The organism is Falcatimonas sp. MSJ-15 (assembly GCF_018918265.1).
Classification (GTDB): Bacteria; Bacillota; Clostridia; order Lachnospirales; family Lachnospiraceae; genus Falcatimonas.
Genome location: NZ_JAHLQC010000002.1, coordinates 67,284 through 92,074 on the forward strand (window position 1 = coordinate 67,284; position 24,791 = coordinate 92,074).

17 protein-coding genes, 1 tRNA gene and 2 pseudogenes are annotated in these 24,791 nt (G+C 33.3%); 2 read left to right on the forward strand and 18 right to left on the reverse strand.

The genetic code is table 11. The features are described 5' to 3' along the window. Positions 1 to 361: 361 nt before the first annotated feature. From groL to KQI85_RS01340, 4 genes are all read right to left on the reverse strand, one after another. On the reverse strand, positions 362 to 1,984 hold the full coding sequence (gene groL / locus KQI85_RS01325) for a chaperonin GroEL (protein WP_216574261.1): 1,623 nt from the start codon (positions 1,982 to 1,984) through the stop codon (positions 362 to 364). A gap of 24 nt (positions 1,985 to 2,008) precedes the next feature. Continuing rightward, positions 2,009 to 2,293, reverse strand: coding sequence for a co-chaperone GroES (gene groES / locus KQI85_RS01330; protein WP_216574263.1), 285 nt, complete (start codon positions 2,291 to 2,293; stop codon positions 2,009 to 2,011). 200 nt (positions 2,294 to 2,493) lie between these two features. Next, positions 2,494 to 3,384: a DNA-3-methyladenine glycosylase gene (locus tag KQI85_RS01335; protein ID WP_216574266.1), complete on the reverse strand. Its 891-nt coding sequence runs from the start codon at positions 3,382 to 3,384 to the stop codon at positions 2,494 to 2,496. A 25-nt stretch (positions 3,385 to 3,409) separates the two neighbouring features. Next, entirely contained in the window at positions 3,410 to 3,673 is a 264-nt protein-coding gene (locus KQI85_RS01340) for a DUF6171 family protein (protein WP_216574268.1), read from the reverse strand. Positions 3,674 to 3,843: 170 nt separating this feature from the next. On the opposite strand from KQI85_RS01340, the gene KQI85_RS01345 reads away from it, so the two are divergent. Continuing rightward, positions 3,844 to 4,062 carry a hypothetical protein gene (locus tag KQI85_RS01345; RefSeq protein WP_216574270.1) on the forward strand — a complete coding sequence of 73 codons (219 nt, stop codon included), beginning with the start codon at positions 3,844 to 3,846 and terminating at the stop codon, positions 4,060 to 4,062. A 263-nt stretch (positions 4,063 to 4,325) separates the two neighbouring features. On the opposite strand, the gene KQI85_RS01350 is transcribed toward KQI85_RS01345, so the two are convergent. Continuing rightward, positions 4,326 to 5,729, reverse strand: coding sequence for a PLP-dependent aminotransferase family protein (locus KQI85_RS01350; protein ID WP_216574272.1), 1,404 nt, complete (start codon positions 5,727 to 5,729; stop codon positions 4,326 to 4,328). Between the two features lie 206 nt (positions 5,730 to 5,935). Here KQI85_RS01350 and KQI85_RS01355 point away from each other — a divergent pair, with 206 nt between their 5' ends. Continuing rightward, complete coding sequence (locus tag KQI85_RS01355; protein WP_216574274.1) at positions 5,936 to 6,658, forward strand: DUF6062 family protein; 723 nt, start codon at positions 5,936 to 5,938, stop codon at positions 6,656 to 6,658. Between the two features lie 72 nt (positions 6,659 to 6,730). On the opposite strand, the gene KQI85_RS01360 is transcribed toward KQI85_RS01355, so the two are convergent. The 13 genes and pseudogenes from KQI85_RS01360 to KQI85_RS01415 all read right to left on the reverse strand — a co-directional run bounded on the left by KQI85_RS01360 (position 6,731) and on the right by KQI85_RS01415 (position 24,743). Further along, positions 6,731 to 8,263: an ABC transporter ATP-binding protein gene (locus KQI85_RS01360; protein ID WP_216574277.1), complete on the reverse strand. Its 1,533-nt coding sequence runs from the start codon at positions 8,261 to 8,263 to the stop codon at positions 6,731 to 6,733. A 324-nt stretch (positions 8,264 to 8,587) separates the two neighbouring features. Then, positions 8,588 to 10,630, reverse strand: coding sequence for an LTA synthase family protein (locus tag KQI85_RS01365; protein ID WP_216574279.1), 2,043 nt, complete (start codon positions 10,628 to 10,630; stop codon positions 8,588 to 8,590). 106 nt (positions 10,631 to 10,736) lie between these two features. Continuing rightward, positions 10,737 to 11,579: a DUF2225 domain-containing protein gene (locus KQI85_RS01370; RefSeq protein WP_216574281.1), complete on the reverse strand. Its 843-nt coding sequence runs from the start codon at positions 11,577 to 11,579 to the stop codon at positions 10,737 to 10,739. 488 nt (positions 11,580 to 12,067) lie between these two features. Beyond that, positions 12,068 to 13,255 (reverse strand): serine hydrolase, encoded by a 1,188-nt coding sequence (locus KQI85_RS01375; protein ID WP_216574283.1) that lies wholly within the window; start codon positions 13,253 to 13,255, stop codon positions 12,068 to 12,070. Positions 13,256 to 13,506: 251 nt separating this feature from the next. Then, on the reverse strand, positions 13,507 to 13,887 hold the full coding sequence (locus tag KQI85_RS01380; protein WP_216574285.1) for a hypothetical protein: 381 nt from the start codon (positions 13,885 to 13,887) through the stop codon (positions 13,507 to 13,509). Between the two features lie 310 nt (positions 13,888 to 14,197). Continuing rightward, positions 14,198 to 14,962, reverse strand: a pseudogene (locus tag KQI85_RS16425) (ABC transporter ATP-binding protein); the annotation flags it as partial. A 339-nt stretch (positions 14,963 to 15,301) separates the two neighbouring features. Beyond that, positions 15,302 to 15,676: pseudogene (locus tag KQI85_RS16430) on the reverse strand (ATP-binding cassette domain-containing protein); the annotation flags it as partial. Then, a complete protein-coding gene (locus tag KQI85_RS01390) occupies positions 15,669 to 16,661 on the reverse strand; it encodes an ABC transporter ATP-binding protein (protein WP_216574289.1) in 993 nt (330 codons plus the stop codon). The gene KQI85_RS01390 and the pseudogene KQI85_RS16430, both read right to left, overlap by 8 nt. A gap of 13 nt (positions 16,662 to 16,674) precedes the next feature. After that, complete coding sequence (locus tag KQI85_RS01395) at positions 16,675 to 18,501, reverse strand: ABC transporter permease subunit (protein ID WP_216574291.1); 1,827 nt, start codon at positions 18,499 to 18,501, stop codon at positions 16,675 to 16,677. A gap of 17 nt (positions 18,502 to 18,518) precedes the next feature. Beyond that, positions 18,519 to 19,505 (reverse strand): ABC transporter permease, encoded by a 987-nt coding sequence (locus tag KQI85_RS01400; RefSeq protein WP_216574293.1) that lies wholly within the window; start codon positions 19,503 to 19,505, stop codon positions 18,519 to 18,521. A gap of 189 nt (positions 19,506 to 19,694) precedes the next feature. Further along, complete coding sequence (locus KQI85_RS01405; protein WP_216574295.1) at positions 19,695 to 21,605, reverse strand: ABC transporter substrate-binding protein; 1,911 nt, start codon at positions 21,603 to 21,605, stop codon at positions 19,695 to 19,697. 691 nt (positions 21,606 to 22,296) lie between these two features. Further along, entirely contained in the window at positions 22,297 to 24,210 is a 1,914-nt protein-coding gene (locus KQI85_RS01410) for an ABC transporter substrate-binding protein (protein WP_216574297.1), read from the reverse strand. Positions 24,211 to 24,671: 461 nt separating this feature from the next. Beyond that, positions 24,672 to 24,743, reverse strand: a tRNA-Thr gene (locus KQI85_RS01415). Positions 24,744 to 24,791 lie beyond the last annotated feature (48 nt).

The window sequence follows — 24,791 nt, forward strand, 5'->3', positions numbered from 1 at the left end:
ATCTGATTTTTCTAACTTAACTTTACTAATCTAACTTTTCTAACTTAACTTTACTAATCTGACTTTTCTAACCTAACTAGTCTAACTTTTATAATCTGACTTTGCTGACTTTGCTAATCTTACTTTTGATGCAGAATATCTACTACTGACTACTCTTGTTAGAAAAATAATATCGTGTTTTTTATATCGTGTTTTTAATAACATAGCATTTATAACTCTATTATGCACAAAAGCAGGTATTATATACTTATATGTATACAATACCTGCTTTTAACATTATATCTATTATGTTTTATATTTATATTTAGTTATTAACTATGCTATTAATTCAAATATCTTATCTATATTTATGTTATCTGAATTACATCATTCCCATTCCTGGGTTACCTGCTGGCATAGCTGGTTCATCTTTTTTAATTGTTGCTACAACTGATTCTGTTGTAAGTAATGTAGAAGCTACACTTGTTGCATTCTGTAATGCACTTCTTGTAACTTTTGCTGGATCAAGAATACCTGCTGTAACCATATTGCAATATTTTTCATTAAGTGCATCAAAACCTGTTCCTACTTCTGATTCACGAACTTTGTTAATGATTACTGAACCTTCAAGTCCTGCATTAGCTGAGATATGGTATAATGGAGCTTCAAGTGCTTTAAGAATGATCTGTGCACCTGTCTTCTCATCTCCTTCAAGTACATCTGCTAACTTAGCAACTTCTTTTGATGCATGAATGTAAGCTGAACCACCACCTGAGATGATACCTTCTTCAACTGCTGCTCTTGTAGCTGCAAGTGCATCTTCAAGTCTTAACTTATTTTCTTTCATCTCTGTTTCAGTTGCTGCACCAACTCTGATTACTGCAACACCACCTGCAAGTTTTGCAAGTCTTTCCTGATATTTTTCTTTATCAAATTCTGAAGTTGTCTCTTCAATCTGTTTCTTAATCTGAGCAACTCTTGCTGCAATCTGCTCTTTGTCACCTTCACCATCAACGATGATTGTGTTTTCTTTCTGAACTTTAACAGATTTTGCACGACCTAACATATCGATTGTTGTATCTTTAAGTTCAAGGCCAACTTCTTCTGAGATTACCTGACCACCTGTTAAGATAGCTATATCTTTTAACATCTCTTTTCTTCTGTCACCATATCCTGGAGCTTTAACACCAACAACTGTGAATGTACCACGAAGTTTATTAACGATTAATGTTGTTAATGCCTCGCCTTCGATATCTTCAGCAATAATTAATAACTTAGAACCTGACTGTACAATCTGTTCAAGAAGTGGTAATATCTCCTGAATATTAGCAATCTTCTTATCTGTGATTAAGATATATGGATTATCGAGATCAGCTTCCATCTTATCCATATCTGTTGCCATATATGCTGATATATATCCTCTATCGAACTGCATACCTTCAACAAGGTCTAATTCTGTCTTCATTGTCTTTGATTCTTCGATTGTGATTACACCATCATTTGATACTTTTTCCATAGCATCTGCTACTAACTGTCCAACTTCTTCATCACCAGCTGAGATTGATGCAACTTTTGCAATCTGTTCTTTGCCTGTTACATTTGAACTCATTGCCTTGATAGCTTCAACTGCTTTATCAGTTGCTTTCTTCATACCTCTTCTTAAGATGATTGGATTAGCTCCTGCTGCAAGGTTCTTCATACCTGCATTAACCATTGCCTGTGCAAGAACTGTAGCTGTTGTTGTACCATCACCTGCAACATCATTAGTCTTAGTTGCAACTTCTTTTACGAGCTGTGCACCCATGTTCTCAAAAGCATCTTCTAATTCGATTTCTTTTGCAATTGTAACACCATCATTAGTGATAAGTGGTGCACCAAATGATTTATCAAGTACTACATTTCTTCCTTTTGGTCCTAATGTAACTCTTACTGTATCTGCTAATTTATTTACACCGGCTTCAAGAGCTTTTCTAGCTTCTGCGCCATATTTAATTTCCTTTGCCATAATCAATTACCTCCTGATTTATAATTATTCAACAACTGCTAATATATCTGACTGTTTAACGATTATTAATTTTTCTTCATCAAGTTCTACTTCTGTTCCTGAATATTTTGAATAAATAACTTTATCTCCAACTTTAACCTGCATTGTAACTTCTTTTCCATCTACTACTCCGCCTGGTCCAACTGCAACTACTTCTGCCTGCTGTGGTTTTTCCTTAGCACCACCTGGTAAAACGATTCCTGATTTTGTTGTTTCCTCTGCGATAAGCTGTTTAATAACAACTCTGTCTCCTAATGGTTTTAATGTCATGGTAAAATCCTCCTTCTTAAAAAGACCTATTAGCACTCACTCACATCGAGTGCTAACCGTTAGCTATATATTAGTCAAAATGTGCCTATTATGCAAGTTATGTTTTTTTGTATTTTCCTTATTTTTTCTCATCATAACTTGCGTTTTCTATCATTTTCTCTTTTTTACTCACTTTCTATCTTTTTTATCATTATGATATCTTATTTTTTATCATTCTTACCTATACCATTTTCTCTTCCATAAAAAAATAAATATTGCTGTGCATAACCGCCATATTCCCCATATTTCTTCTTAGCAAATTCTTCAATAATTTCTTTTTTGGTATCCCCATGAAAATACATATTCTCCATTATTCGTTTTATCCATACATCAACCGGAAATGCATCTCTTTTTTCAAGAGAAAAAAGTGCTACACAGTTAGCTACTTTACTACCAACGCCTTTTATCTGCATAAGTTTATCTATACATTCATCTGTTGTACTTTCTCTAAGTTCTTTTTCTGATATTCTGCCGTCAAGATAACATTCTATTGCATCCATAATATATGGTGCTCTAAATCCTGTCTTTAACTCTCTAAGTCCATCTTCAGTTATCTTCTTGATTTCATCAACATCCGGAAATGAATAAAAGTGCATGTCTCCTACACTTCCAACATATTCTCCATACTCCTTTGATATTCCTGCAACTATCTTTTTAATATGTGGAATCTGTTTATTCTGAGATATTATAAAAGATATAAGTGTCTCTAAATAGTCCTGATTAAGTATTCTCACACCATTCATACTCTCTATTGAAGTCTTAAGAAGTTCATCTTCACTAAGCAATCTACTCTTGATACTCGCATAATCTCTATCAAGATCAAAATAATGTCTAAAATATGTATCATACTCTTCTATTGTCATATCTTCAAGTATTAACGTTCCACTTTGTGGCTGTCTTGCAACAACAAGCCTTCCACCAGCAACAAGTGCTATTCTCTCGTCATCGATTACTTCAAAATGAAAACATTGTCCACATAACATCGTCTGAAACAAATCAAAATCTTCAATCTCTGTAATATGTATATCTTCATTTATTCTTTGTACTTTCATTATCTATCACTAATATCCTTTCTTCTTATTTCCATCTGTCTTTATCCGGTGCAGGACAAAACATATCTTTTTTCTTTGCTCTTGCAAGCACAAAACACCCACAATATCTGCATGTCAAACCGCCAAATATGTCCGAACACTTACTACATATATTAAGTCTCCTCTCATATTCTTTATCATTAACGCACATGTCTTCATCAAGGTTTGCAATATACTCTGCTATTTTTTCATACATCATATCTTCTTTCAAATTAGCCGGTATATTACAATCACATATTCTTTTTTCCATCTTTACACACACTCCATATATATTTCCTTCTGTACTCAAATATTACCATAGCAGAGTTCAAAAAACTACTTTATTTTTTTCCCATTTCGTATTACAATTAACTATTATGTATTTATGTTTAATTAACGATTATAATCTATAAGATGTATATCTGAAAGGAGCTTATGCTTATGAGTAAAAAAGATATTGCTAAACTGGTTGCCGGTTTTGCTATTGTAGGAAGTGCTATTGGTTTTCTTTTAGCTTATTTTAAAAAATATAATGCTTTCCGAGATGCTGTTAATGCTGACACTGATGAGTTTGAGGACGATTTTTTTGAAGATGAATCAGATGATCAGGATGTCGCTTCTTTTAGTGACAACGGAAGAACTTATATTAATATTAACTAGTATATTAATACAGATAACCTGAGAATGATATATTATATTCTCAGGTTATCTTGTATTTATACTGTTCTTTATTATACATGTATCAATTTTGTAGCTGTTGTATTATTGTATGTTCTATTCGCTATCTATTAACTTTACAGTTATTATTTTTCTATCTATTATTATATTCATGTCATCATTTTTTCATTTTTTCTATCTATTGTATTCATGTTATCACTTTTATAATAGTTGCATTTAGAATCATTACCTATATATATTATTTTCTACAATATATCAGCTATTCTTTTTATCCCATCTTCAATCTCTTCAACTCCAATAACTGCATATCCTATAAGAATTGTAGGACGCCCTGTCAGATCATTTATATCAATATAATAATCTGATAAAGGATATACTCTGACTCCCGCTATCTTCGCACGTTCAACAAGTTCTTTTTCACTAAGCCCATTATCTATCTCTACAAGAATATGTATTCCGGCTTCATCCCCAATTATCCGGCTGCATTTTCCATATTTTTTAATCGCATTAACAAGTGTCTCTTTTTTATTCTTATATGTAGCTCGCATCTTATTAAGATGTCTCTCATAATACCCTTCATTAATAAAAGCATTAACAATCTTCTGATCTATTCGTGGAACACTGCTTGAATAAAAACTTATCCTCTCTTTGTATCTTGCAAATAATGATTCCGGAAGTACCATATAACTCATTCTTATTGCCGGTGCTATCGAACGTGAAAAAGTTCCTATATATATGACTTTGTCTTTGGTGTCACTTCCAAAAAGTGATGGTATCGGTTTGCCTTTATATCTGAATTCACTATCATAATCATCTTCTATTATATATCTGTCTTCCATTAATTCAGCCCATGCAAGAAGTTCATTACGTCTATGAACCGGCATAACAATTCCAAGCGGGAACTGATGTGATGGTGTTACATAAGCTATTGATGCATTAGTCTTTTCTAACTTAGAGATATCTATACCATATCTGTCTAACATTACCGGTTCTACACATCTGCCCATACTCCTAAATATTCTATATGCCTGCTTATATGTTGGATCTTCCATTGCAATAATACTATTCTCATCTATTATCTGATTAAGAAGCATAAGCAGATATTCATTACCAGCACCTACTATAACTCTCTCCGGCTCACATACTGCACCTCTTGCCTGATACAGATAATTGCATATTGTGCTTCTGAATTCATAATCTCCCTGCCTGTCTCCTGCATTGAATAATTCCTTGTTATCATCTATAAGAATATTTTTTGTCACTTTTCTCCATGCATTATAAGGAAAAGATTCAAGGTCGATTCCTCTTGGCGAAAAGTCTATATCATATTTTTTACTATCTTTTAGGTTGTCTTCCCTATCTTTCTTCTTTATCTCACTTTTTTTATAAGACAAAAGTGAATTAGTCGCTGCAACATAATATCCTTTACATGGAACAGCTTCTATATAACCTTCTGATAAAAGTTGTTCATACGCCATCTCAACAGTACTACGACTTATATCAAGATGTTTAGATAATGCTCTTGTTGATGGTAACTTATACTGCACATACATTTTACCTGATATTATCTCATTTTTTATATAATCATATATCTGTTCATACATTGGCTTATCGCTGCCACTTTTTAGATTAATAGTTAATTCATTCATTCTGACACCTCAGCTATATTATTGTTTACTTATATCCTTTTAGTCATATTTTTCGTTTTCACACATATATAAATGCAATACTCTTTTCTTTATATATTCACTATTTACTATGTTATCAACAGTATACCAAAAAAAAATTTTTTATGCTATACTATCTACATGATGTCATAATACCAAACTATATTATAAAGATTAAGGAGAACATTATGAAAGAAAAATTATATGCAATTCCTGTAAATGATGCTTTTTCAAAAGATTGTGAGTGTCCTGTATGTGCAATGTATAAGGAGCTTGAGAATAATGCTGTTGAATATACAATGGGACCTTCATATATGGAAGATGATATTCGTGCTGTTACTGACCGTCTTGGTTTTTGTGACAAACACGTTAAGATGGTATATGATCAGAATAATCGTCTCGGAATGGCTCTTGTTATGAGCACACATCTTCGCAAGACTATTGGTGACGTTAAGGCTGCCACTAAGCACAGAACTATGCCTAAGATATCACTATTCTCTAAGAACAAGACTACAGGCAATCCTGTAACTGAATATATCCACAATCTCGATAATTCATGCTTTGTATGCAGTCGTATCAACGGAATATTTGACCGCTATATTGCTACAATCTTTCACCTTTGGAAGACTGATGAAGCATTTCGTGAAAAATATAAATCTTCCAAAGGTTTTTGCCAAAGGCATTATGCGGTTCTCACAGATTACGCACCAAAGGAGCTTAAAGATTCTGCTCTTAATGAATTTCTCTCTATCACTGATAAGCTCTATATCGAGAATATGGAACGTGTCCTTGGTGACATCGACTGGTTTATTAACAAATTCGATTTTCGTTATGATAATGAGCCATGGAAGAATTCCAAAGACTCACTGCAGCGTGCGATTCTAAAGACTAACAGTGTAGATATTGAATAATCTCTGTTATATCGGTATTGTATTATAACAATATTGTATTATCGTCTACGATGTATTTTTGCAATGTATCGTTTATAGTGTAATAATCTCGTCAAACATACTTTTTATCTCATCTGATTCAATATGCGAGATACACAGAACTGTACTCTTAAGAGCACATATTTGACTCATAACATTTTTGGCATTATCTATATCAAGTGAAGATGTCGGTTCATCAAATATCACAAAGCCTGGTACATCCACAAAGGCTCTTGCAATAGATATACGTTCTTTTTCACCACCAGAGAGAGAATGTATATCTTCTTTATTATCCTCAAGTCCATTAAGATTAAACTCCTTCATTAACACATCTGTCTGAGAATCTGATATCTCTCTGTAAAAACGTATATTATCTCTAAGGCTCATGGAATATACACGATTATCCTGATTAACTTTACGAATATAATTATATACATCTCTGTTAATATCTTCCTTTGTATTGCCGTCAATATATATTCTGCCTGTATCCGGTCTAAGTTCACCTGCAATCAATCGTCCAAGAGTTGTCTTACCAGCTCCGCTGCTGCCACATACAAGATATTTCCTGCCTGCTTCAAAGCGATAGTTAAATCCATGCAATATCTCTTTTTTATTCTCACCATCATAAGTAAAAGATACATCTTCCATACACACTTCTACTGGTTTATATTCTATACTTACAGCATTATCTGCCAATACCTTGCCATCTTTTTCTTTTTGTATAAACTTATTCATAATATCAGCACAGCCTTTCTTCTCCTTAAGAAGTTCGGATATTTTAACCATAGGCTCTACCGTATAATTCATAAGTTCAATCATCGTTATAACATTTCCTGCCGTAATAAGCCCGTTGATAGCTAATATGCCACCACACAATATAATTAAGAAAAAGGAAAGTGACGCTAACATTGAGCTAACAATATTAGTTGCTGAAGATATTCTTTTTGCCTTTTTTCTGCTATCTTCGACAGAAGTTGCCATCTCTTCATGTTCTTCTTCAACTTTCTTCGTTACCTGATACTGTTTTATCTCTTCTTTTCCATTGAGATGTTCTGAGACATATTCCTGATATCGCTGGTTCTCCTTAGCAAAGCTGGTAACTGCTCTCTTAACAAATTCTCCTGCGAACTTAGGAACGCAAAGCGGAAGCATTGACACAATTATTCCTATAATCATCATTATAACATTAATTCTACACATAGCTATTATTGCAAAAATCATAAGATACAGAACTGACATCATATTCCAGTTTGCTGCCATATTCTTACTATATATCATATCAAGATTCGTATTATAGTCTGTGAGCTCCGGTTTCTCATCAGCTCTCAGGTCAAAATGAAAGATTGCAAGTTTTAGTCGTTTCATCTTCATACCTGTCAGATCATGAATTATATTCCATGCTCCTATACCCGATACAGCTCCTATACCAATACTTAGTGCCATAAGAATCAGTTCCTGCTTAAGTTGCGAAGCTTCAAGATGATATAATGTATCGATTACATCACCAAGTAAAACGCCCTGATATATTATCATTAAGGAATTAACTGCCAACAAAAGATTTGCTAGAATTTTCTTAAATAGTCTCATTTTATGTCTCCTTTACTGTTGTTGTTTTGGTTAGTATTTTTCTCTAATCTCTTATATTTCCTAACTTAAAGTTAGTTTTCTTTCCCAACGGTGAACAGCAAGGATAGACATTCCCTCCTGTTTCTTTCTTCTCACAACTTGTTACTAATCTTAGTATACCATCATTGCTTTTAATTTCCAAGAACATTTTTGCAAAGTTTTAACGTTGTAAAGTGCTCCATCTGTATAAAAGATGCGTCTATAATTACATATTTGTAATCATAAACGCATCTTTTCTTAATAAAATCACATAATTATATTTTAGATATGTGCATTGTCTTTATGCTACTTATCATTTCCATTCGTTGTATTACCTGTTGTCGCTGTATATTTGAATGCTTCTGAATATCCAAGAACTATATGGTCATCTCCACATTGTCCTACTTTTATCTCATCACCATTTTTTATCTCATAGTCTTTAACTTTTAATGTATACTGTGACAGATATTCAGTATCATATTCTTTACCATTAATATATACTTTACTATATTCTGTGAAGTTCTTACCTGCAACAAATAGTTCGCCTGAGTTCTCATAAGCACGACTTACAACTATTGGCTGTGTTCCCATCTGCATATCTGATGGCTTATATGGGTTCTCTCCATCATATACATTATGATCTCCATATAACATATCATACTCAAGTACCTGCATCTTCTCAAGATAATCTTCATTATTAGCACATGCCTGATGATACTTAATCATTGTACCATCTGACCATCCAAGAATTGAGAAGAGATGTGATGTAAGCTGATATGCTTCAACATCCTTATGCACAACTGGCATATCGTAGTTACTCCAGATAACATACTTAGTTTGGAATAGATCTCCATTGCTTATCTCGTCTTCTGTTATTGAAAGACTAGGCAGATGATCTCCATACATAACAACGATTGTCTTCTCTTCACTAAGACTTAGCTTAGCAAGAAGTGAAGCTACAAAATCATCCATCTCTGATATCTCATTAACATAATACTCAAATGAATTCTTACGACTCTCATCTTCGATACCATCTATTGTTATCTTTTTATCTAATCCAACATCATAAGAAGGATATTCACCATGTCCCTGAACTGATATTGTATATATAAAATCTCGTTCTTGTGTTGAATCAAGTGTCTGCATAATCTCTGGAATAAGGAATTTATCTTTTGCCCATCCCATAGGAGTTGTCTCTGTAATTCTCATATATTCAACTGGTGTGAATGTATCAAATCCAAATTTTGAGAATACATTATTTCTATCATAAAAAGTAGCATCATTATTATGAATTGCATGTGTCTTATATCCTTTATCTGAAAGGTCATATGCAATTGATTCACATGTTGACTTCTTGAGTATTGTCTTATATGGATACTCTCCAAGTCCGAAGAAATCAAGGTTCATTGCTGATATAATCTCGAATTCTGTATTAGCTGTACCTGCACCAACTGATGGTACACTAAGATATCCTGATGAATAAGTCTCATATATCTTTCTAAAATTAGGTATAGGATCTTCTGAGAATGTAAGATTCTTCATCTCAAGAGGATCAAAAAATGATTCTAACTGAATGAATATGATATTAGGTGTACCTTCATCTTTGTTAGCCGGATTCTCCTGTGTCTGTGTCGCTGTCTCACTCTCTGGTTCTGTTACTGGCATCTCTGTCTCTACTTCTTCAACGATCTCATCAACAAGTTCTGTTGAATAATTGCTAGGCTTGCTTATACCTGTATTGAGAAGAGTATTAGAAAAGCAGTATGGAAAACCATAATCAAGATATCCTTGTGCTATATTACCAAACTTAGTTGGTAATATTCCTGTATCTGTTGATATATATATTATATTAATAAGACCAAAAAATACAGCTGCCACAATAACAACATGTCTTATATAAGGTATCTTCTCTGTTACTTTTGGTGCTTTGAACCACCATACAACTGTAACAACTATAAATGTAATAAGACCTACTATTATCAGTATAATCTTATACATTGGTATATAGTTATTGATAATTGCTACTGCATATTTTACAAGCTTTAGATCGGATGCTGTAAACGGTGTTACTCTGCTTCCTAATACTATACCATTAGTTATACCTGCAAGTAACCATATAGCACCAATAAATGTAACTGCAAACATTCTTCTCTTAAATATAAGTGCTACTGATAATGTACATAGTATTATTGCCGCATTTAATAAAAACATTAATGGACTGTCTTTTATATACAATAATGCCTTAAAAAAAGAATGTCTGCTAAAGCTCTCTATTAACAAGTTGAGAACTAAAGCAGACAAAATGTAATTAACATACAAATTTGAAAAAATCTGTTTTATCTTTTTCATAATAAGTAACCTCAACATTCTTAATAATATTATTACCGATTGCTAATATTATCACAAAGTCGAGATTAATTCAATGGTAAAAAACTTACAATTTCTTAAGATTACCTTACTTTCTTTCGGCACTTATTATTTCTTTAAGATCTCGTGCTTTATCTTTTAAGGCACTTTTTGCTGATCTTGATGTAATAACTTCTGATAAAAGCTTAAGTGCTATGTCATATTTACCACTTCTTCTTGCAAGATCCGCTACAAGATATACAAGTGTATTCTCATCCATTCCGCATATTGGAAAATCTTCTTTACTAAGTGCTGCTGAGAATCCTTCATAAGCATTCTTAATAAATTCATTCTCCTGTGCTTTTAATGACTGGATAGTAGTTTCATAATTAGGTGTATCCTTTGGAAGTGCTTCTGCCATTCCTCTGTATAACCATCCAAGTCTCATGCATGTATATGCTCTTTCACTGATTCTTGCTTTTTTTACAACAGCATTGACAAGAGCAAGTTTATGTCTCTCTATTGCATCTTCATATGAATATGTTGCCTTTTCATTATCAATTCCTTTAAATCCAACAGATATCTTCTCTTTTATAAGTTTTGCCTGTGGAGTTGTCATCACATTAAAAAATCTTGCTACAGCTGCATATCCACACTTTGGACATGCTACAGCATCATATTTTAATGCATCAAATGGTGTATATTTTGGTCTTAAATCCGTATCCTGGCTTAATAATCTCACCTTTCCTGTTTTTACAGTTTTACTCTTAAACTGATTATCACATACCGGACATTTGAAAGTTCTGTCTAATAGAAGTTCTTCCTCTGTTACTTCATGTACAGCAGCCTGACCTTTTGCATCTGTTGCTGCCTTTTTCTCCTCATCGTATATCGACATTCCTTCTAGACTTCCAAGTCCAAGACTTTCTAACCCTGAAAATAAATCACTCATACTATTACCTCCGACTTTTTATTTAAATTTGCTGATTTTATTTACACATTTCGCATAATCGTATGTTACTCTATTATTTAATCGGCAAAGTCATCATTTTTAAATACCAGCAATACTTCTAAATATGAATAAATTATTTTCATTTTTCACACTATATTTAACATTTGTTCATAAACTCACCATATTTTGGAATTATACTATAAGAGTCTTAAGAAATAAAGAAGCTGACCACTTCTCCTTAAGATTAATATATAACTAATGCTTTTTAGTTTTTTCATAATATGCAGATATGCATAAGGCCGGTATCCTGACCAGATACCGGCCCCTCCTCTTTTATATACCTTTTTATAACACTTATACGTCTAACTATTCACATTTCTTAGTCATTCAATCCTTAATCAATTTTCATATTTTTAACTTATTCTATATTTTACTCATTCACATATTTTCTTGTATCTATTAGGATGTCTGAGCTATTTTACTTATTTCTATTCAAAACGTTTTATATATTCTCCAAGATTGCCATATATGACATTCCTAAGTTTATTAATAGTCGTAAATTTTCCTCCATTAATTCTCTGGATAAAATATAACATTATCATATTCTCTGCCGGATCAACAAAAAAATAATTGCCTGTCCAGCCGTCCCAACCAAATTCACCAACACTTCCTAATGTTCCTGCCTGTGCTATATCTTTCATTATTCGCATAAGATTACCATAAGTGTAACCTCTTTGCGATTCCCATTCTCTATTAGCTAAAAGTTCGTCACCAACACAAGGTGTTCTTAAATAATCCATCGTCTTTCTGTGAAGAATTGTCCTTCCATTATATTCTCCATCATTGAGTAACATAAGTGCAAAACGTTTGTAATCATTAATAGTTGATACAAGACCTGCACCTGCTGATTCAAAAGCTGGAAGTGTTCTATAATCTGTAATTCCAAGATGTCTACATTCATAAGGACTTAGAATACCATCTTCTGTATATTCGTATACCTGTGTGAATCTGTCCCATTTTTCTTCTGGTACATAAAAGTCTGTATCCTTCATTCCTAGTGGTTCAAATATCTCTTCTCTCATAAATTCACTTAATCTCTTACCACTTGCAATCTCTATAACAGCACCACAGACATCTGCACTTGTACCATATCGCCATTCTTCCCCTGGGTTGAATTCAAGTGGAAGTTTACCAAGTTCCCTGCACCATTCCACAGTAGTTCTACCTTTGCCTTCTCTTTGCTCTTTTTGAAGAACATCATATAAGTCTCCAACAATTCTTCCGGCAAGTGTATTACTATCTGGATATGACATTCCTGAAGTCATATTCATAATATCTTTTATTAGAATCTCACGTTTTGCATCTATGACCTTACCATTTGATAGAACTTTAGGATTCTTGTAAGTATCCATATACTTAGATACCGGATCATTAAGATCTATTATCCCTCTCTCAACAAGTATCATCATAGCAACTGCTGTAACAGGCTTTGTCATTGAATACATTCTAAATATTGCATCATCAGGCATAGCAATATGTCTCTCTTTGTCAGAATATCCATATTGCTTACGATATATCTCTTCATTATTCTTAATGACACATATATCAGCACCACTAATCTCTCCATTCTCAACATCTGCTTCGATTATTCTGTCAATGTAATTTCCCATCCCCATACTTTTACTATCTCCTTTTTTATATATTTACATATTATATATATCCACACAATTGCAACATTAATTCTGATATTTATTCAAGATATGGTATCTATATCATCAATTTCATCTTTACAATCATGTATTTTAACTATTATATATTTTCTATATTTTCTTAATCAAAACTATATCGCACGATATAATGTTTTTTCAATATAAAACATAATGTTCTTTTAATATAAGACATCGTGTTCTTTTAATATAACTTACTCTTATCTAAGAAACATAAGCCATGCTACAAGATATACCATACCAAATATGATAAGTGCTACAGGCAATATCATCATAAATGCTGATAATACCATTGCAACTACATCTTTCCAACCTGGTTTTACTTCATCTTCTTCATAATCCATAAGTGCTTCTGCTCTTATCGTCTCCATATCAGGAAGATCTTTCTTATCAATCGAATCTGACTCATTAGTATCTGACATATTTGACATATTCTCATTTTGAACTATAACTTTATTATCTGACATCTCACTTTCTGTCGTCTTATTATGTTCATCATCCTGTATATTCTTATGTCCATGACCATTATCCTGTTTCTTAAGCCACTCCATAGCTCTGTCAAATTTGCTATCAAAAACCATCTATATTTTTCTCCTTATCAATTCCATACATATTAATCTTAATCATTAATTAGTAATCATTAATTAATAATTACTGATTATTAATCACAGTTACATTAATTATATCATAATTGCATAATAACTCCATACTATTTTTCATTCGAATTCTTATTTGTGCATATTTCCTTTGTGTATATTCGTATATATGTATATATCCTGTGGTTGTTCCATTTAGCATTATAGTGTTACATTTTTATACTAATAAACCGACCTATCAAAAGTTAGATTCTTAACTCTAACTTTTGAAGGTCGGTTCAAATATATATGCTAATTATTTGTTTTCTTCACCAAGTTTATGATGACATGCTACAAAATGACCTGGTTCAACTTCTTCAAATTCAGGAGTAACCTTCTTACATATATCTGTACAGTAACGACATCTTGTATGGAACTTACATCCTTTTGGTGGTCTTATTGGACTAGGAATGTCTCCTTCAAGAATGATTGTCTCTTTATTATCATCAAGATCTGTTGTTGGAATAGCTGATAATAAAGCTTCTGTATATGGATGCATTGGCTTAGCAAAAAGCTGCTCTGTTGTTGAAAGTTCAACAAGGTTACCAAGATACATAACACCAACTCTATCACTGATATACTTAATTACACTTAGATCATGTGAGATGAAAAGGTATGTTAAGTTCTCTTCTTCCTTAAGGTCTAATAAAAGATTAATAATCTGTGACTGAATTGATACATCAAGAGCTGAAACAGCTTCATCACATACAACAAATTTTGGCTTTAATGCAAGTGATCTTGCAATACCAATTCTCTGTCTCTGTCCACCAGAGAACTGATGTGGATAACGGTGAATGAAATATGGTGCAAGACCACATTTTTCCATTATACTTGTTACATATTCCTGCATCTCTTCATTATTTTTCTTAAAATAATTATGAGCAAGAAGACCTTCACCAATAATCTGACCTACTGTCATTCTTGGATTAAGTGATGAATATGGATCCTGGAAGATAAGCTGTAAGTCTCTTCTTAAAAATCTCATCTCATCTGTTGTTAATTTGGCAAGGTTAATACCTTTATCTCTATAAGCTTCGTATTTATCAAAATCAGGATTTGATTTATACTTCTTCTGTAATTCATATATTGCTTTACGACATTCTTCAAGATAAGCTTCTTTTGATTTTATCTCTGCATCAAACTTAGCCTTATCTCCATCTTTTGCTTTTTCTCTCTTATTCTTAAGCTGAACAACTTCTACACCTGCTTTATACTCTTTTACAAGTGCTTCTGATACTTCATGTAAGCTGTCTGCAACATAAAAACCACCGATTAACTGTACAACATCATGAAATGCTTCATCTGCAAGTCTGTCTGCTTCACGAACTGCATCTGCCATATCATGTTTTTCTTCTTCTTTTGTAAGTTTATCATATTGCTCATGAGCTTCTTTTGCTTTCTTTTGAAGTTCAATTATCTCTGCTCTCTTCTTATCAAGATGTGGAAGAATATCCATTACATATCCTGGTGCAATCTCATCAATGTCTCTTCCGTAGTACATTGTACTTCCGGCTGTCTGATGATATAACTGTAAAAGTGTACGTCCAAATGTTGATTTACCACATCCTGACTCACCAACAAGACCTACTGTCTCACCTTCATATATATCAAGTGAGATTCCATCATTAGCTCTGACATATAATTTTTCACCTTTTTTACTTGTTGTTTTTATTGGAAAGTACTGTTTAAGGTTATCTATATGAATAAGTACTTTCTTTTCTTCGTTCTTAGCCATTTGCTCTTACTCCTTTCTGAGGATAGAAGCATCTGATTACATGATCTTCTTCAATCTTTTCAAGTGCTGGTTCTTCCTGTCTGCACTTTTCAGTTGCATATTTACATCTTGGTGCAAACTTACATCCTTTTGGTAAATCAAGAGGATGTGGAACTGAACCTGGGATTGCCTCAAGTCTTGTTCCAGTTGGAGTATCAAGTCTTGGAATAGAGAACATTAATCCTTCTGTATATGGATGTGAATACTTATTATCCTTACCGAATATTGTTCTTACAGGTGCTTTTTCAACAACCTGTCCACAATACATAACAGCAACATCATCTGCCATCTCATTAATAACACCAAGATCATGTGTAATGAACAGAATTGATGTTCCATTCTTGTCCTTAAGCTCATTCATGAGCTTAAGAATCTGAGCCTGTATTGTAACATCAAGAGCAGTTGTAGGTTCATCTGCTATTAATAACTTTGGCTTACATGCAAGTGCTATTGCGATCATAACTCGCTGTCTCATACCACCTGATAACTGATGTGGATACTGCTTTGCAACAGCTTCAGGATTAGGAATCTTAACAGCTTTTAACATATCAATTACTTTTGCATTTGCCTCTTTTTTAGGCATATGCTGATGAACTATAAATGGTTCAGCAACCTGTCTTTCTATTGTAAAAATTGGATTTAAGCTTGTCATAGGTTCCTGGAAGATAACTGATATATCATTACCACGAACTTTACACATCTCTTTGTATGAAAGATCTGCAAGATTTCTTCCATCAAATGTTATTGAACCTTCTGCTATATATCCATTATCATCAAGAAGTTTTAAGATACTCATGGCAGATACACTCTTACCACTACCACTTTCACCAACAACTCCAAGTGTCTTTCCTGCATCTACAGAATAAGAAACGCCGTTAACAGCCTTTATTGTTCCTCTTTTTGACTTGAAAAATGTATGCAGATTATTAACCTCTAATAATGCCATTTCTTATTCCCTCCTATCTCTTATTAGACTTTGGATCCATTGCATCACGGAGACCATCACCAACTAAGTTAATACATATTGTACATACACCTAATGCAATTGATGCATATACCCATCTCCACCAATAACTCTGGATTACAATACTATTGTTACTACCATATAACATATTACCCCATGTAGGCTGTGGTGGTGATACACCAAATCCTAAATATGACAGTGTTGACTCTGTTAACATACATGAAGCAAAATCAAGAGTAGCAGATACAATAATTACTGACACAATATTTGGAACTACATGTTTAAATACAATAACGAATTCTTTAACACCCATTGCTCTGGCTGCTGTAACGAATTCTTTTTCTCTTTCTGCTAATACCTGTGCACGAACAAGTCTTGATAAACTTGGCCATGATAACAGACCTAATATCATCATAATAAGAGCAATTCGCTGATTCTCTGATATCTTATTACCAATTAATGATGAGAGAATCATACAGAATGGAATAAATGGTAATGATGATACAATCTCTGTAAGTCGCTGTAAAAGTAAGTCAACTTTGCCTCCAAAGAAACCTGAAATACCACCGATAATAACGCCAAGACATGTTGATATGATAACTGATACCGCACCAATTGTCATTGTCATCTTAGCACCATTAATAAGTCTTACAAGAATGTCACGTCCAAGATCATCTGTACCTAATAAATATCCTTTTAAGCCCCATGTCTTAATGCTTCCATCTGACATAACAGCATAGTTCTGATAGTATCCTGTATATAATTCTGATACTTCACCTTTATTAACTGATGATGGAACCTGTGTCTGTTTGAATGTATCATCGCCCCAGGCAATAAGATCTCCATCTTCTTTTATAGCTGTATAATGATAACGTCCACCTTTGATACTTACAATCTTACTTGAAGTCTCTGGAATCTGATCTTCATTATGTGTGATGTTACCCCATACTTTTACTGTACCATCTTCAGTAACTGCTGCAAATGTTGAAGCTGTTGCTGAGATATCTACAACTTTTCCTGTTAATTCAGGAATTGAACTATAAGCATTAGCCTGTTTACCTAAGTAAACAACCTGTCCATCATATGTTAAAGCTATACATGCATCACCAGTAACTGCTATCTTTTCAATCTGTCCCTGGTAATCATTCTTTTCTTTAAAATCATTTAAACTGTCATTACCCCACATATATACATATCCATCTTCTGTTAATGCATATGAACACTGATATCCGGCAATAACATCAATAATATTATTTAATTTCTGCACTTCTGCAGGAATTGTAACCTGTTTCATACGGTCATTACCCCATGAAACAACTTTTCCATCTGATGTAAGACCTAATATATGGTCAAAACCAGCTGATATTCTCTTGTAATCAAGTCCCTGATATTCATCTGGAATATTAGCAAGATTAAGTGTATTAGTAATCTTTGTCTTACCCCATGTATATAATGTACCATCATTTGATACACCTACGCTAAATGTTGGTCCGACTGAGATCTCTTTTACATTGCCTTTAAGTGCACTTGGATATTTCATAAGTGTATATCCTGGTGCAACATTAAGCTGTGTTGATTCTGAATAAGATAAGTCAATCTTAAAAATCAATGGTCCAATAAATGCTGTTAAGAACATTAATAAAAATATTATTAAACCAGTCATCGCAAGCTTATTACTCTTAAAATTCTTGACAATTGTTCTTCCTGGGCTCTGCATCTGTTCTTCTTCAAAAACAGACATTGTCTTCTTGCCACCAAAACATTTAGCAAAAAGAAGAGACAGGAAACTCTTTTTCTTTGGTTCATTTGAATTATTACTCATTTTCCTCTTCCTCCTTTTTACTGATTAATTCTTACTCGTGGGTCTACTATACCATAACTTAAGTCACAGATAAGGTTACCTAATAATGATATGACCATATAGAACATCTGCATTGCAAGAACTACTTCATAATCCTGACTTACAAGACTTGCATACATAAGTTTACCCATACCATTAAGTCCAAACATCTGCTCAATAACTAATGAACCACCAAAGATACTTAAGAACCATCCAATAATCATTGTAATTACTGGAAGTAATGCATTTCTCCAAGCATGTGAATAAATAACAACTCTTTCTTTAAGACCTTTCGCTCTGGCTGTTCTAATATAATCCTGTCCAAGAGCTTCTATCATTGCAGCTCGTACATATCTTGTCATTCCACCAAGGGCTCCAATCGTCATAACGATAAGTGGAAGACACATATAATACAATCTATCAAGGAACTTCTCCCATCCAGTTCCCTGGAAGTTAGGAGTACTTGTTCCTGAAACTGGGAACCAACCAAGCTTTACTGCAAAAAAGAATATTGCAATAAGACTTATAATGAAAGTTGGTAAACTATAACCAACAATTGTTAATACCTGTACGGCACTGTCAAACTTTGTCCTCTTATGCACAGCACAGTATATACCTAATGGTATAGTTATCAGCAATGCGAAGAATACAGAAAAAATATTGATAAAGATAGTATTTTTAAGTGGTGTTGCAATAATATTCTTAACGTCTGTCTTATATACATTTGAATAACCTAAATCACCCTGAAGAATACCACCTACCCATTTACCATATCTAACTATAGTTGGGTCATCAAGTCCCATCTGCTTACGTAAAGTCTGATATCTCTCTTCATACTGTTCTGCAGTTAACTTTTGTTTCTGCCCTTCAAGTTCTGCTCTCGCAGGATCGCCTGGAATAGCGTTGTAGAGCATGAACATAATGAACGACATGATAATCAATACGAATATCATATACATGATTCTTTTAGTCACATATTTTGCCATTCTATCTACCTCTTTCTTCTTAGTATCTTTTTTTTAATAGGCCCCTTCACTGTAAACGGAAGATCTTTCTGTTTACAGTGAAGAAGCTTATCAACCTCTATGTTAATATATAAGTAGACAAAAAGGGCATAGCACTTAGGCGTCTATGCCCCCAATTTGTCTTTATATAATTATATTTAAACTAACAGATTATTCTGTAACATTTGCATAAAGTATTGCATATGATAAATCCCACATTGAATTAGCATTGTAATTCTGTAATTTCTCATTGAAGAAGTCATGATATTCATTTGAATATAATGGAAGGTTAGGTAATAATTCGTTCCATTTCTTCTGGAATGCTAAGAAGTTTGCTAAATATCCTTCTTTATCTGATGGATCTGTTAAAGCAATTGCCTTAGCAAGTTTATCAAGTTCTTCATCTCTGATGTAGTTATTATTGTATCCCTGTGCAATCATATCTTCATCTGTTGTAAAGTTAGTTGATGGATCAAATACTGATGTAAATCCTGTAGCCATGTTGAACATGTTATATGTTGGCTCTGTATATTTTGCATCATCTGAACTTCTGTAGTAGTAGTTAAGTAATTCTGAGAATGTAACTACTGTCTGGTTAATCTTCATACCAGCTTTAGCAACATCAGGATTGTTCTGTAACTGTGTTACAAGTAATTCTGATACTGAGTTAGCTTCTGATGATAACCATTCGATAACAAGTGGCATTAATGTACCATCATCTAATTTCTTATAACGAATACCTTCTGTATATGCATTACCATTTTCATCATATACCCATCCGTCATCTTCAAGTAACTTAATTGCTTCATCAAGACTATATGAATATGTATCAAGGTCTGAATCAAGTTCATCTTTAAGTTCCTGATACTGCCACATACCTGTACCATACATACCATTAACAACTGAACCATATCCTGATGTGAATGTCTTACAGAATTCGTTTCTATCAAGTAATTTTGCAATTGCCTGACGTACTTTTACGAACTGTGTTGGTCCAAAGTCACATGCAAATACTAACTGACCATATCCATTACGATCATATGCATTATATGCAAATCCACCCTGTTCTACAAGGTCAAGACCTGCATTAATCTCATCACCTGTTGATAACTCTGAAAGTAAGTCAACTGAACCTGTCTTTAATTCATCAAATTCTGTTGCTTCTTCTACTTTCTTATATATAAGAGTTCCGATTGAAGGTTTCTGTCCTTCATAGTTACCAGCATATTCTGGGTTAACTACTAATGTAGCTGTCTTTGATGATTCATCATAAGAAGCTAATTTGTAAGGTCCACATGAAACCTGATCTTCTACTGCATATCTTGCTTTTTCAATATTAGCTGCAATTGTTGCATCATCTAATGATTCTGGTAACTTCATATAAGCTCCATCGCCATCATCTGCTACGTCTGCACCTTCACCTAACCAGAATTCAAGATCTGTTGGTCCTACTGAAAGCATCTCTTTTTCATAATAATATGGAAGATACTGTGGATCTACTGTGATTGAGAATTCGTAATCACCAAGTAAACGTACACCTGTAAACTTGTCTGAAGCACCTGTATTATAATCGCTCCATCCTAACCAATAATAACCATATGTTGTTGTTGATGCACCATTATCAACTAATAATTTTGAATCAAATAATAAAGCTGAAGCTACATAATCTTTAGCTGTAATCTCTTCGCCATTATTGTATTTTAATCCTTCATTAATTGTAAATGTGAAAGTCTTACTTCCATCATCACCAGCTGTTTCTTCTACATTCTTAACAACTGTTTCATCCCAGAATGATTCTCCTTCTGAATTCATGTCAGATGTTGAATAACCCTGAATTAACTTCCAAACTGCATAATCTGATCCACCATTTGACCAATATGGTGACCAATCACCCTGTAATTCAGTTGTGTTACCAATAATAAGCTGACCTTCTCCTGTTGATTCAACTGCTGGCTTTGTCTCACCATTAGCGCTATCGTTAGCTGTTGTTGAATCTGTACTTGTTCCATTATTACCACCACATGCTGCAAGTGATACGACCATGCTTGCTGCAAGAGTAGCTGCTAATAATCTCTTCTTCATAATTATCCTCCTACATATAATTAAAATGAATTGAATTATCGTATGATTGTATACAATCACGACCTTTTTATATATTAACAAGTTGGATTTAAAGTGTCAATATTAATTTCATTTTAAAAGTAAGGTAATTTTTACATTTTTTTAAATATTTGCCTAACAATTCCCACATATCACATTAATTATTTAGCATTTCAACACTTTCATCTACTGTAGTGTTACTACATCATTACTATGCTTAATTTTATTATGTGATACATATTATTTTACCAAAAAAACAGCCCTTTTGGCAAGATTTTTTTAACGCATTTTGGATATTTTTTCTTTTTTGCATATTTATATACAATTCTGAAAAAAGATTTTTTTAACGTTTCCTGCTAATAGGCTGTTTTTATATCTATACAGTACTTGTAGGAGTTTTCCTGTATATTTCATGATTTAATTTTTATTCATGTTTTTTCATAAATATTTTTTACTGAATATACACTTAATTCTGTATATTATTGCTTCACATATTTAAGAATGTGGTGCGAAAAAGTAATTATCACTAAGCTGGATTTTGCTATATCACTTTCTTATATTATTTTCTTATTAGCTAACCGATAGCTTTTTTGCTATTTTAATGATATTTTTCAAAAAAACCGGCTGCCAAACTGACAGCCGGTCCTGTTCAATTAAGAGGATTGTTTAATTATTATTCTTCAACTGTTGCGTAGATTATTGCACTTGTTACATCCCAAATTGCATTAGCATTGTAGTTCTTTAATTTATCATTAAAGAAGTCATGATATTCATTTGAATATAATGGAAGGTTAGGTAATAATTCGTTCCATTTCTTCTGGAATGCTAAGAAGTTATCTAAGTATCCTTCTTTATCTGATGGGTCTGTTAAAGCGATTGCTTTAGCAAGTTTATCAAGCTCTTCATCTCTGATATAGTTAGTATTGTATCCCTGTGCAATCATATCTTCATCTGTTGTAAACTCTGTAGCTGGGTCGAAGATTGGTATAAATCCTGTAGCCATGTTGAACAAATGATATGTAGGAACTGTATATTTAGCATCATCTGAACTTCTGTAGTAATAGTTAAGTAATTCTGAGAATGTAACTACTGTCTGGTTAATCTTGATACCTGCTTTAGCAACATCAGGATTGTTCTGTAATTCTGTTACAAGTAATTCTGATACTGGGTTAGCTTCTGATGATAACCATTCAAGTTCAAGTGGCATTAATGTACCATCATCTAATTTTTTATAACGAACGCCTTCTGTATATGCATTACCACTTGCATCATATACCCATCCGTCTTCTTCAAGTAATTTAACTGCTTCATCAAGGCTGTATGAATATGTATCAAGTTCTGTATCAAGCTTATCAGCTAAATCCTTATACTGCCACATACCTGTACCATACATACCATTAACAACTGAACCATATCCACCTGTGAATGTCTTACAGAATTCATTTCTATCAAGTAAGTGTGCAATTGCCTGACGTACTTTTACGAACTGTGTTGGTCCAAAGTCACAAGAGAATACTAACTGGCCATATCCGTTACGTTCATATGAATTGTATGCGAATCCACCCTGTTCTACAAGGTCAAGACCTGCATTAATCTCATCACCTGATGACATCTCTGAAAGTAAATCAACTGAACCTGTCTTTAATTCATCAAGAGCTGTAGCTGTTTCTACTTTCTTGTAGACTAAAGTTTCGATTGAAGGTTTCTGTCCTTCGTAGTTACCAGGATATTTATCATTAATCTCTAATGTAGCTGTCTTTGAAGCTTCATCGTATGATTTTAAGTTGTAAGGACCAGCTGATACCTGATCTGCTGTATGTCTTGCTGTATCAAGATTTGCTGCGATTGTATCTTCTGTAAGTGAATCAGGAATTGAGATATAAGCACCTTCTCCATCATCTTTTACTTCAACACCTTCACCTAACCAGAAATCAAGGCTTGTTGGTGCTGTTGATACCTGAGCCTGTTCATAGTAGTATGGCTGAAAATCAGCTGATACCTGAATTGAGAATGTATTATCATCAATTAAACGAACACCTGTGAATACTTCACTTGCACCTGTGTTGTAATCTTTCCATCCTTCAAAGTTATATCCGTATGTAGTAGTTGATGCTCCGTTATCTACTAATAATTTTGAACTGAATAAAAGAACTGATGCAACATAGTTAGCTGCTGTGATTTCATCACCATTATTAAATGTTAAACCGTCTTTAATCTTAAATGTTACTGTCTTTGAACCGTCATCGTTCTTCTCTGATGTTGGTTCTTCAGCAAGTACTGTATCATTCCAATGATATTCACCTTCTGCATCCATTTCAACTGTTGCTGAACCCTGAATAAAATTCCAAATATCATAATCTGCTGCATTATTTGACCAATATGGTGACCAGTCACCTGATAATTCTGTTGTATTACCAATGATAATCTGTCCACCTGCAGCTGATGCTGATGATGAGCTCTCCTCTGTTTTTGTTCCTTCACCAGTGCTTTCTGATGAATTTGTGTTAGTCTTCTTGTCACCACATGCAGCTAATGAAAGAACCATTGATGCTGACAATGTTAAAGCTAATAATTTTTTCTTTGTCATATTGACGACCTCCTCTTTATATTTTTCCAGTATACTCATCCAAGTTTGATTTATCACGTCTATATGCTACTGGATTATCGTATGATTGTATACAATCACATCTCATGTGAGTATTATAATATCTTCTTCGCTTTAATGTGTCAACTGTTTTTTTTAATACCTCACTATCTTGATGAAGTTTTTACAGTTTTTTCTTGCTTTTTTTGATTGTATTACTTAATTTTATTTACCATTTTATAACTTTACTTTAATAAAATTAAGTGATAGTAAAAAAGAGCCTAACAAAATTAAGCTCTTAGTAAAAAAGTTCCATTTTTAATTTTTTATTCATATTTTTTACATTTCATACATCTATGTAAATCGATTAATATCTGTTTACGCAAAAAATAAAGACATACTTGCCTCACACAATTGCCCTTATTCTTGTCGCCTTTGACAGTCTCTTATTAATCTATTTGTAAAGCTGATGGGGAGAATCGGACTCCTGACCTCTTCATTACCAATGAAGTGCTCTACCACTGAGCTACATCAGCACGTAAGAGGTCTTAAGACCTCTCACAATTAGTTATTGTACCATATTT

Coding starts and splice junctions, on each gene's coding strand:
- KQI85_RS01355 (WP_216574274.1), top strand. CDS start 5,936: ATGAAAGAAAAATTATATGCAATTCCTGTAAATGATGCTTTTTCAAAA.
- KQI85_RS01380 (WP_216574285.1), bottom strand. CDS start 13,887: ATGGTTTTTGATAGCAAATTTGACAGAGCTATGGAGTGGCTTAAGAAA.
- KQI85_RS01340 (WP_216574268.1), bottom strand. CDS start 3,673: ATGGAAAAAAGAATATGTGATTGTAATATACCGGCTAATTTGAAAGAA.
- KQI85_RS01365 (WP_216574279.1), bottom strand. CDS start 10,630: ATGAAAAAGATAAAACAGATTTTTTCAAATTTGTATGTTAATTACATT.
- KQI85_RS01335 (WP_216574266.1), bottom strand. CDS start 3,384: ATGAAAGTACAAAGAATAAATGAAGATATACATATTACAGAGATTGAA.
- KQI85_RS01350 (WP_216574272.1), bottom strand. CDS start 5,729: ATGAATGAATTAACTATTAATCTAAAAAGTGGCAGCGATAAGCCAATG.
- KQI85_RS01390 (WP_216574289.1), bottom strand. CDS start 16,661: ATGGCATTATTAGAGGTTAATAATCTGCATACATTTTTCAAGTCAAAA.
- KQI85_RS01410 (WP_216574297.1), bottom strand. CDS start 24,210: ATGACAAAGAAAAAATTATTAGCTTTAACATTGTCAGCATCAATGGTT.
- KQI85_RS01360 (WP_216574277.1), bottom strand. CDS start 8,263: ATGAGACTATTTAAGAAAATTCTAGCAAATCTTTTGTTGGCAGTTAAT.
- KQI85_RS01375 (WP_216574283.1), bottom strand. CDS start 13,255: ATGGGGATGGGAAATTACATTGACAGAATAATCGAAGCAGATGTTGAG.
- groL (WP_216574261.1), bottom strand. CDS start 1,984: ATGGCAAAGGAAATTAAATATGGCGCAGAAGCTAGAAAAGCTCTTGAA.
- KQI85_RS01400 (WP_216574293.1), bottom strand. CDS start 19,505: ATGGCAAAATATGTGACTAAAAGAATCATGTATATGATATTCGTATTG.
- groES (WP_216574263.1), bottom strand. CDS start 2,293: ATGACATTAAAACCATTAGGAGACAGAGTTGTTATTAAACAGCTTATC.
- KQI85_RS01395 (WP_216574291.1), bottom strand. CDS start 18,501: ATGAGTAATAATTCAAATGAACCAAAGAAAAAGAGTTTCCTGTCTCTT.
- KQI85_RS01405 (WP_216574295.1), bottom strand. CDS start 21,605: ATGAAGAAGAGATTATTAGCAGCTACTCTTGCAGCAAGCATGGTCGTA.
- KQI85_RS01345 (WP_216574270.1), top strand. CDS start 3,844: ATGAGTAAAAAAGATATTGCTAAACTGGTTGCCGGTTTTGCTATTGTA.
- KQI85_RS01370 (WP_216574281.1), bottom strand. CDS start 11,579: ATGAGTGATTTATTTTCAGGGTTAGAAAGTCTTGGACTTGGAAGTCTA.